The following is an 8,375-nucleotide window of genomic DNA, read 5'->3' as shown; positions in this document are numbered from 1 at the left end:
CTCAGCGCTCGTAATCGTTATCGTTCGAGCGCTGCGTCTTGCGGTCCTGCTCTTCCGCCTGATGAGCCTTCTGCTTTTTGGCATCCTTCTGCTTGGCTCTCATCTCCTGCTCGGTGCCGGTGCGCGGCTGCTCCGGGTGGGGGGGGATCGTCCCGAGTTGGAAGGTCTCGCCCTCGCGCCTCGCGCTCGGGGATCGGTTCCTCACCGCCACCACCACGACGCTGTTGCTGCCGCTCGAATTGCAGCCGCGCGAGACGGTCGTGCATCTTTTCGTTGACCTCTTCACGATACTGTTCGAACTGTCCTTGATGCGTCGGCGGCAGCGTCTCGCGCATGTTGTCGAGAGCCTGATTGACGCGGGCCATCTGACGCCGCATTTCCAAGGGGGTTTGCGCCATGTTCAAATCTCCTATCAGTGCATTCAATTCTCTCATACCGGGATGGGACAGGAAAGACTTCTGCCCCGATTGATCAGCTCCGCGCCCCGCGGCAGGACCTGGCTGCCCCTCCCTGTCCGATCGCGACGGAACTGCAGAAAATCGTTGCCGATCGACTCGGCTGCCGTGAGAGCCTGACCGACCACGCCTGCGGTCCGCATCGTCGTCACAGTCTTTTGCCATGCGGCAGCGATTGCATCGCCGTTAACGACCAGGGATTGCCCATCCAACCGGCGTTGCCGCTTGGCCTCCACTCGCTCGATCGTCCTGGCGCTGACTTGGTAGCGCGGATCGCTCTGGGCGCGGCTGTAGGCTCCGGCATGCTCCTTCGTGAATGGCCGTGTCATCGCATGATCCATGCGCCGCGTCGCGACCATCGCAATGCCGTTCTCGCGTGCTTTTTCCGCAAAAGTCTCGCGCCAGGCTGCGAGATCCGGCTTGTAGAATTTCAGGCGTTCGCCGTCGGCTGACCGTGCCTGCACCATCGCGTGGACATGGACGTGCCTGGTGTCCTTGTGATGCGCCAGGACGAACGTGTATCCTGGCGCACGCTCCTCGAGCACGGCGCGCCGCGGCCATGACGGCGTTGGCATCGGTGCCGGCCCTTGCCGAGAAAAGCAGGTGATAGGCATTGCGGCGCTCACGTCCCGAAAATTGCGGGCGCCATTGTTCGTAGACCGAAGCCGCCGCCTTGGTCGAATTCTTCACCCCGGGTACAGGCTCGCCATTTGCGTGGCGAACCTGGCTGTGGGTGCGGATGAACTTCTGCAGGAAATATTTCGCTTTGGGTTCGCGGCTCACGGCCGCCGTTACCTCTGCCTTGGCTACCACCCCGCGGCACCCATAGCCTCAGACAAACGCGCCTCGATCTTGTCTAGCGCCTTGCTGCGCGAATTCTCCCGACCCCCGGCCAGAACTCTCGCAAGCGGTCCGGCCCGCTCATCGGTGTGCGCGTATACCTCCACCGCCTGACCATCCTGTGCATAGATGAACGGTTTTGCACCGAAGGCTTTGTTCAAGGCTTCGCCCAAGGCGGCATCGGTAACCTCGCCGGCGAGCTCGAAACGAACCTCGATAAAATTGGTGTTTTCCAGGGGCGGTTCGAACGTCTCGCAAAAGGTTTCCAGGAACGCCTTTCGTGCGCGGCCTGCCGCAAGGACCTGCCCGTCCTCGTCGAAAATCTCGATGTCGTGTTTCTCGCCTTTTTCGTCCTCGCGCTTCCCGATGTAATTGAGCAGCCGTGCGGCGGCTTCCTTGGTCGAGGGCGGATTGGGCATGACCTTGAACACAGCAGGCTGCGCACCCGCCGCATAGCCTGCCCGTGCCGCTACGGCCCGCGCCTGATAGGCGACCCGCGCCGCCCGTCCTGTACCGCTCGGGCGACCAGCGCCACGGCCGCCGCCGCCGCGCCGCTTCCAGTTCTCCTCCTCTTCTTCCGGCCGAAAACCGGCAAGCGTGGCGCCATAGACCATGATCGGCGCGCTAGCGGCCTCGGGCGAACTCGCGGCAGCAGTGGACTTCGGAGCACCGCTGGAGACGGAGCTCCCCGCCATTCCTCTCCCTCCCGGCGACGAACGAAGGGCGTTCCTGCCGCCACCCAGCGTCGAGCCGGCTGGTCCTGGCCTAAGGTGCCCGCCGCCGCCGGTCCGCTCATAACTCTTCATCACCTGGAATTCGCTGGCCTCGCGTCGGGCGCCCGTCAGAGACTTGTCATCGTCCAACTCCTCACGCTTCACGCCGGACTCGCCCCGCAGATAGCGTTCGATTTCGACCGCATAGCCAGCAAGACGACCGCTCATGGCCTGGCCTCCCTCGCCTTGCGGGACCCGCCAGTCATCGCCTTCAGTTCCTCGCGGAACTGCCGCACGAGGTCGCCCACGGCGATCAGCGCCTGCTCAAGATCCTCATCCTGGGCAACCCGGCCGTCGTTCATGGCGCACACGGCCTGATTGAAATTGACGCCGACGCGCCGCAGCTGATCGGTCATGTCCACGATCGCCGGCCGCAACGCCTCTGACGCGATAGGCAGATGCCCGGCCTCAGCCCGCACCAGACGCCGGACGACCTCACTGACGGTGACGCCGTCCCGCTCCGCGATGGCTTTGAGGCTGGCCAACTCGTTAGCCGAAAACCGGATGTGCGTCACCTCGCCGTAGCGTCGTGACGCGCTCTTCACCGCTGCTTTCTGGGCGTCTGCATTCATCTCTCAAGCCCGCTTGCGGGCGCTAAGGCCCGCCAGGGCCGCGCCGCCTATTTTGTGTGTATCACAAAATAGGCTATCCTGCCAATAAGAAGCAAGAATGAGAATAAGGGGGCGCGTCTTCTCACCAGCCCAGTTATCAGCGGCAGCGGCGCGGGCGGAATGTTCCCATCGTGATTTGATGCGATGTGTCTATGATACGATGACGACTTGTTTCCATGTTAACATGGAAACATCAGCCCTCTGATGCGCAGCCGGAAAACCGTTGTCGGAAAATGCGCAGTCGATGGGCCACCGGACCTGTTTTTTGCTGAAGACAGCAGCTGCGCAAAAACTGCCCCTTTAGCGAGCCCTTATCGATGCGCGCCTGGGTTGCCAAACCATTCTTCCCCGTCGACAATGTCACCATGTTTCGACCGTGATTTCGTTTCATGTGTCCATGATGACTTGTTTCCATGTTAACATGGAAACAAGGAGACAACGCCGGAAGGAGGCCCCATGATCATCTCCGCTGCGATCCCAAAGGGCGGCACTGGCAAATCGACGATGCTGCGCACCCTCGCATCCGTCGCGCTGCATAGGGGTTATTCAGTCACTCTTATAGACGGCGATCGGCGGCAGAACATGAACCGCTGGTTCCAGATGCTGGGTGACGCTGGCAATCGTCCTGACAGCCTGCAACTGGTGAGCGCGATGACCCCGCAGGAAATCCTTCGCGCGGCAGCCACTCACAACGGTGAACGCTCCGTCGTCTTGATCGATACGGAAGGCACTACAAATGACAACCTCATGGCCGGGCTCTTCGCGGCCGATATTGTCGTCGTGCCGGTCTATTTTGCCCTCGACGACGTGACCGCCGCCATCCAGATCACCGACCACTACATTCCGCTGGCGGTCGAGAGCCGGGGTAGACCGCTGCCTGCGATATTCGTGCTGACCAAGCAGACCATCATCGATGGTCGGGCCCGAGCCTTGACCGAACTGCGGGCCATCATCCAGGCCAACGGCACGCCGATTGCAGAACACGTCCTGCACAATCGTGTTGCCTACCGCGATCTACAGACCGGACAGACCCTTTACAGCTTCGCGGTGCCCGATGCGAAGGCGGTTGCCGAGAGCGAAGGGGTCTTCGACGACCTTCTGCAAACCTTCATCGAAGCCACAAGGAACGCGGCATGAGTGAAGAAACCGCACCGAAACCCGGTGACGACAAGAAAGCCCGCATGATGAAGGCGATCTCCACGCTGCCGCCAGCGCTGCCCAGCATGTTCATCCCACCGAAGGCCGAGCCGTCAGGGATCAAGCAGCAAGCTACGCCACAGACGCAGGAACCGACAAAGCCGTCCCCTCCAGTCGGGCCCGATTTTCGCAAGCTGCTGCGGCAGGGTCAGAAAAAGGATCCCATCGCCGGCAAGAAGATTCGCGAGGAGGAGATGGTTCGCTGCGGCTACTATCTGATGGCCGTTGAGCAGCGCCAGTTCAAGTTGCTGGCGATCAGCAACGGGCACAGCATGACCGAGCTGCTGCGAAAGGCCGTGCAGGATTATATCCGCATTCATAAGCACAAACTGCCGAAGGAATAATCGGCGGTATGGAGTCGCTGTCGCATGCTGTGACGGGTGACGTTCGTGGCTCTTTGCGACGCGCAAAAAAAGGGCCCGCGACGGAGTGTTCCGTCGCGGGCCCTTTTTTTGTGTTTGCCTACTCGGGTTGGTTGAGGTGTTTCAGCAGTTCACCGAGGATCCCGTCCCGTTCCGAACGATCGCCGGCTGCCGCTTTGTCCTCGACCAGCTTTGCAGCCATTTCGGGCGGCAGCGGCATGAAGTTGTAGCCCTGCGCAGTCGCGGCGTGGCGAAGATATCCAAGCGTTTCGAACGCGCGATCGGCGGTGCCAAGCCAGAGCGCGGGCTCGTCGGTTTCTTCGTGCGGGAACGCTTGCAGGAAGTAGGTCCGAAGTGGTGGATCGTAGCCGATGACAGCGTCTGGATCCGAGCGGACTTTTCCGGTGACGGTGCCCGTGACAGTGATGGTGTAGCGGCTCATTGCAACCTCCTTTTGCCGGTGGGGAAGCCGGCCCCTCGAGGGGCCGGCCACCGATGCCTCACTGGGGGTTGTTCCAGAGGATGACCTTCTTGTTTTCCTCGCCACCCGGGGCGGGAGCGAGATTGCCGAAGATGACGCCGATCTCGGGGGCTTCCAGCTTGACCGAGAGGTATTCCTCGCCCGAACGCTGGGAGATGCGGTGCCAGCCGGCTCCGATCTCGAAGCCCGTGCGCTTGTTGACGATCCGGTAGTCGGGCGCGTCCTCGCGCGACTTGTTGGTGTTCGGGATGAGGGTGATCGGGGCGTTGACCCGGAGCGTGGCAAAGACGCCTTCCATCGAGCCGTCGGCCTTGGTGGTGAGGTTTGCGATCGTGGTGGCCATGGTAGTTCTCCTTCGGTTGCATCGGGACCATTCCCGATGGCGCCAAAGGAGAGGGCCGTCCTGCTGCGGTCATCTCGGCGAAAATTCTGGAAAATTCTATTTGCCAAAAAATAGCGGGCAGGCCCTTCGCCTGCCCGCAGATAAAAAACAGAAATCGAATTTTCCTGAATATTCGCCGAGTGTACCCCCCAACGGGGGTTGACCGCACAAAGCAGGCGGTCGTCTACAAAGGCGACATGAAACGGGAATGGCCCCGGATGCGACCGAAGGAAAAGAACTCAGGCCGCCATCGCTAGACCGCCGACGCAACGCTGCCGGATCGCAGGAACATGCTGCAGCCTCTCGGGTCATGTCGTCGGCATCGCCAATACATCGAACAGCAGCCCGGCGCGTGACCGCCTTGCGTGTTCGGTATGGCGGCACAGCGGTTTTGAGATCGGAGCCGGCTGGCAGCGAACTTCACGCCCCTCGGGTAGGATGCCTCGCAGTCAGCTTGGACGACCAGGCAAGCCAGGATGTTGTTCGGCACGCTTGCACCCGCTTCAGAGGCGAGAAGCGTCAAGATGATCATCCTGCGCAACGCCCTGCGGCTTGCGCGTGGGCCGGTTTCGACGGGGCCGGCTCCGGCCGCTCATAAAGGTGGAGTAGGCGGCGAGGAGACGGATCAACATATCGGATTGAACCCGCCGGGCTGTCGGCAGGACCGCGCGTACATCATCCTGGCAACGTTAGACGCTCCTCCGGCATCATGCGGGCTTCGGCTTGGCGGCGAATGTCCAAACCGGCATGGCGGAGCATGGCGCACCAGTCCTCCACATTGTACGTCGTCGCCATCCGGCCCCTGGCCAGATCGTAAATGACGCACGGCTTGTTCGCGATGGCGAGCCGAAGCACGTTGACGGCCGTACCGGGTGATGCGCCGTCCCAGACCATCATGCCAAAGTCGGCGCGCCGCGCCATCTCCCGGTCCTTGGCGGCGTCGTACCAAGATCCATGAGTGCCTCCAGGTGACGGGACATGGTAGGCGGCCCAGTCGCCCAGATTGTTGTGGGGTTCCTTGCCGGCATGGAAGACCCCGACATGCTCGTACTTGTAGCCCGCGAGCAGGCCCTGCACCTCTGCATCGGCTCCCGACGCGTCGCCAACCAGCACGCCGTGCTCGGCAGCGACGATTGCGCCGATGCGAGCGATCGCAGGTTCCGGCAGCTCGAATATCTCGCGCGATCCACCTATGAATATCATCGACATGGTGACTTTCCCTTCCTCTCCAGCGCCCCCCGCCCCGCTCCGGCCGCCCTCTCCCCCTGACCCTGCGCGAGGGATCGTCACCCGAAGGCCGAGACGGCGAAGCCGGCTCGGGAAGCGGCGGGACGCCGCGACGAGAGCCCGGCCGGCCGCAGGCCGGCGCGCCCGAACCCTGCCGCTGCCGGAGGCGCTACGCGCATCTGGCTAGTGGCGCTTCGCGCTTGGAGCTAGTGGTCTTTGTCGGCCAGCCAGAGGCTCACGTCCTGGATCGAGCGCATGGCCGCGAAAAGAGAACGTCAATCCAGACGGCTGACGCGGCGGCCCTCGCTGCGCGCTTCGATAAAGGCGCCTGCGATCTTCATCATGAATGCCTTGCTGAACCGACCGAGGGACTTACCGTCGGATTCGATGTACCAGGAGCGTTCGGCAATATCGTAGTTGTATTCGTCAATCACGATCCAGCAGCGTTTGAGATCGGTCAGACCGGCGCGGCGGCACTCGATAGCGGAGACTTCCAAACCGACCCGATCGCTGGTCGGTGGCTGGGTGGTTATCGCCAGGAGCGCGAGATGGGTCAGGCCATCTCTTGCGCCGCGGACAGCGATGACCACGCAGGTCGGTCGGCTCTTGCGGCCTTCCGTTTCGCCGCGCTCGTGTTGCCATGCCCAAAGATAAGGATAGGAGATCACCTGACCAGGCAGAAATCTACCGCTCATCATCGTATCCTTCCCCGCGCGCCAATCGGTCGATCTCGGCGGCGAAAAGTTCCGTGTGTTCGTCCGGCATCTCGGAGACATGGTATGCGCGGCGGGGATCGCCGCCGGTGCGCATCCGTTCGTAGTGCTCGTAGCTCATCAGCACGAACCGGGGTTTCCGGTGCTTGGTAAGAATAACGGGTTCGCGGCTGGCAACGTCGGTGACGTCGCCAACCTGCTTGTTGAGATCCCCCGTCGTGAACTGGCGCATGGCTGGCCTCCTTGATCAGTCTCCATATTATCTGGATTTTCTGGATTTGCAAGAAAACGGCGCTCACGCGCCGCCCTCCGCGAACCGCCAGACGGGAATGCCCAGCCGACGCGCCTTGTCGGCAAGGTTGTCGGTGATGCCGGAGCCGGGAAAGACGATCAGGCCGTAGGGCACCACGGAGAGAAGCTGGTCGTTGCGGCGGAACGGGGCCGCCTTGGCGTGTCGGGTCCAGTCCGGCTTGAAGGCGATCTGGGTGACCTTGCGGTTCTCGGCCCAGCAGGCCGCGATGCGTTCGGCGCCGCGCGGGCTGCCGCCGTGGAGCAGGACCATGTCGGGATGTTTTTCGCGGGCCTTGTCGAGCGCGTCCCAGATGCGGTCGTGATCGTTGCAGTCGAGGCCGCCGGCGAAGGCGATCTTGGTCCCGGCTGGGACGAGCACCTCGGTTTCGGCGTGACGGCGGGCGGCGAGGAAGTCTCTGGAGTCGATCACCGACGCGGTCATCGCCTGGTGGGAGACCTTGGAGCCGGTGCGCGGCCGCCATGCCGATCCGGTTTGTGCCTCGTAGAGGTCGGCGGCCTCATCGCGCATGATTTCGAGCACGTTGCGGCGCTCGATATAGCTGATGCCTTCGGCGGTCAGCCGCTCCAGCTCGACGGACTTCACCTCTGAGCCGTCCTGCTCCTGCTGACTCGAGCGCTGCGCTTCCTCGTTGCGGTCGAGACTGCGGGCGACGCGCTCGGCGGCACGGTGGAAGACGTTTGCGAAGGACCAGAGCAGGTCGTCGAGGTCGGGTTCGAGCCTGGTGTCGCCGAGCATGCCGGCGAAGGTTTCGACGATCCCGGCGAGGCCGGCCCGGATCACCTCGTCGTCGGGAAGTGGCCGAGGATCAGGTTCGTCCTGATGCGGGCGATGGCCGTACATCTGCAGTTCGAGGATGACGCGGTCGGTCGGCGAGGAGGCGTGGTAGGGCTCGTGGGCGTCGTCGAGAGGAAGCTCGTAGGTCATGGCGTGTCTCCGTCGGTTATGGCCGCGCCCTTCGCGGCCTGACAGCGCATCCCGGCCGCGCCCCGGGCGCGGCCGCACCGAAGGCCGGAGCGCGAGC

General features: G+C 62.8%; 12 protein-coding genes. 2 read left to right on the top strand and 10 right to left on the bottom strand.

Going from position 1 to position 8,375, the window contains the following annotated elements:
• Position 1: 1 nt before the first annotated feature.
• From HB778_RS36295 to HB778_RS36280, 4 genes are all read right to left on the bottom strand, one after another.
• The gene (locus HB778_RS36295; RefSeq protein ID WP_183465422.1) at positions 2–286 is read right to left on the bottom strand and encodes a hypothetical protein; all 285 of its coding nucleotides are present in this window, start codon (positions 284–286) and stop codon (positions 2–4) included.
• Positions 287–430: 144 nt separating this feature from the next.
• Positions 431–1,030 carry a relaxase/mobilization nuclease domain-containing protein gene (locus HB778_RS36290; protein ID WP_183465421.1) on the bottom strand — a complete coding sequence of 200 codons (600 nt, stop codon included), beginning with the start codon at positions 1,028–1,030 and terminating at the stop codon, positions 431–433.
• 231 nt (positions 1,031–1,261) lie between these two features.
• Positions 1,262–2,236 (bottom strand): hypothetical protein, encoded by a 975-nt coding sequence (locus HB778_RS36285; protein WP_183465420.1) that lies wholly within the window; start codon positions 2,234–2,236, stop codon positions 1,262–1,264.
• The gene (locus tag HB778_RS36280; protein WP_183454984.1) at positions 2,233–2,640 is read right to left on the bottom strand and encodes a hypothetical protein; all 408 of its coding nucleotides are present in this window, start codon (positions 2,638–2,640) and stop codon (positions 2,233–2,235) included. Before HB778_RS36280 ends, HB778_RS36285 begins: the two co-directional genes overlap by 4 nt.
• Before the next feature lie 495 nt (positions 2,641–3,135).
• Between HB778_RS36280 and HB778_RS36275 the strand changes: the two genes are divergently transcribed.
• Together HB778_RS36275 and HB778_RS36270 are read left to right on the top strand one after the other, a co-directional pair.
• On the top strand, positions 3,136–3,816 hold the full coding sequence (locus HB778_RS36275; protein ID WP_183454985.1) for a ParA family protein: 681 nt from the start codon (positions 3,136–3,138) through the stop codon (positions 3,814–3,816).
• Positions 3,813–4,220 (top strand): hypothetical protein, encoded by a 408-nt coding sequence (locus HB778_RS36270; protein ID WP_183465419.1) that lies wholly within the window; start codon positions 3,813–3,815, stop codon positions 4,218–4,220. The genes HB778_RS36275 and HB778_RS36270 overlap by 4 nt, the downstream gene beginning before the upstream one ends.
• Positions 4,221–4,338: 118 nt before the next feature.
• On the opposite strand, the gene HB778_RS36265 is transcribed toward HB778_RS36270, so the two are convergent.
• The 6 genes from HB778_RS36265 to HB778_RS36240 form a co-directional block, all read right to left on the bottom strand.
• Positions 4,339–4,680: a hypothetical protein gene (locus HB778_RS36265; RefSeq protein WP_183465418.1), complete on the bottom strand. Its 342-nt coding sequence runs from the start codon at positions 4,678–4,680 to the stop codon at positions 4,339–4,341.
• 58 nt (positions 4,681–4,738) lie between these two features.
• On the bottom strand, positions 4,739–5,062 hold the full coding sequence (locus tag HB778_RS36260) for a DUF736 domain-containing protein (RefSeq protein ID WP_006205585.1): 324 nt from the start codon (positions 5,060–5,062) through the stop codon (positions 4,739–4,741).
• Between the two features lie 714 nt (positions 5,063–5,776).
• A complete protein-coding gene (locus HB778_RS36255; protein WP_183465417.1) occupies positions 5,777–6,310 on the bottom strand; it encodes a hypothetical protein in 534 nt (177 codons plus the stop codon).
• Positions 6,311–6,603: 293 nt separating this feature from the next.
• Entirely contained in the window at positions 6,604–7,023 is a 420-nt protein-coding gene (locus HB778_RS36250; protein WP_183465416.1) for a hypothetical protein, read from the bottom strand.
• Positions 7,013–7,273, bottom strand: a complete 261-nt coding sequence (locus HB778_RS36245) for a type II toxin-antitoxin system prevent-host-death family antitoxin (RefSeq protein WP_183465415.1) — start codon at positions 7,271–7,273, stop codon at positions 7,013–7,015. The genes HB778_RS36250 and HB778_RS36245 overlap by 11 nt, the downstream gene beginning before the upstream one ends.
• A 63-nt stretch (positions 7,274–7,336) precedes the next feature.
• Positions 7,337–8,278: a DUF2493 domain-containing protein gene (locus tag HB778_RS36240; RefSeq protein WP_183465414.1), complete on the bottom strand. Its 942-nt coding sequence runs from the start codon at positions 8,276–8,278 to the stop codon at positions 7,337–7,339.
• Positions 8,279–8,375: the final 97 nt, after the last annotated feature.

It is taken from the genome of Mesorhizobium huakuii (assembly GCF_014189455.1).
Classification (GTDB): Bacteria; Pseudomonadota; Alphaproteobacteria; order Rhizobiales; family Rhizobiaceae; genus Mesorhizobium; species Mesorhizobium huakuii_A.
This window is presented reverse-complemented; position numbering and strand designations above follow the sequence as displayed.

Excerpts from the sequence above, each read along its gene's own strand:
- HB778_RS36245 (WP_183465415.1), bottom strand. The coding sequence starts at position 7,273 with ATGCGCCAGTTCACGACGGGGGATCTCAACAAGCAGGTTGGCGACGTC.
- HB778_RS36240 (WP_183465414.1), bottom strand. The coding sequence starts at position 8,278 with ATGACCTACGAGCTTCCTCTCGACGACGCCCACGAGCCCTACCACGCC.
- HB778_RS36280 (WP_183454984.1), bottom strand. The coding sequence starts at position 2,640 with ATGAATGCAGACGCCCAGAAAGCAGCGGTGAAGAGCGCGTCACGACGC.
- HB778_RS36270 (WP_183465419.1), top strand. The coding sequence starts at position 3,813 with ATGAGTGAAGAAACCGCACCGAAACCCGGTGACGACAAGAAAGCCCGC.
- HB778_RS36290 (WP_183465421.1), bottom strand. The coding sequence starts at position 1,030 with ATGCCAACGCCGTCATGGCCGCGGCGCGCCGTGCTCGAGGAGCGTGCG.
- HB778_RS36260 (WP_006205585.1), bottom strand. The coding sequence starts at position 5,062 with ATGGCCACCACGATCGCAAACCTCACCACCAAGGCCGACGGCTCGATG.
- HB778_RS36265 (WP_183465418.1), bottom strand. The coding sequence starts at position 4,680 with ATGAGCCGCTACACCATCACTGTCACGGGCACCGTCACCGGAAAAGTC.
- HB778_RS36250 (WP_183465416.1), bottom strand. The coding sequence starts at position 7,023 with ATGAGCGGTAGATTTCTGCCTGGTCAGGTGATCTCCTATCCTTATCTT.
- HB778_RS36275 (WP_183454985.1), top strand. The coding sequence starts at position 3,136 with ATGATCATCTCCGCTGCGATCCCAAAGGGCGGCACTGGCAAATCGACG.
- HB778_RS36285 (WP_183465420.1), bottom strand. The coding sequence starts at position 2,236 with ATGAGCGGTCGTCTTGCTGGCTATGCGGTCGAAATCGAACGCTATCTG.
- HB778_RS36255 (WP_183465417.1), bottom strand. The coding sequence starts at position 6,310 with ATGTCGATGATATTCATAGGTGGATCGCGCGAGATATTCGAGCTGCCG.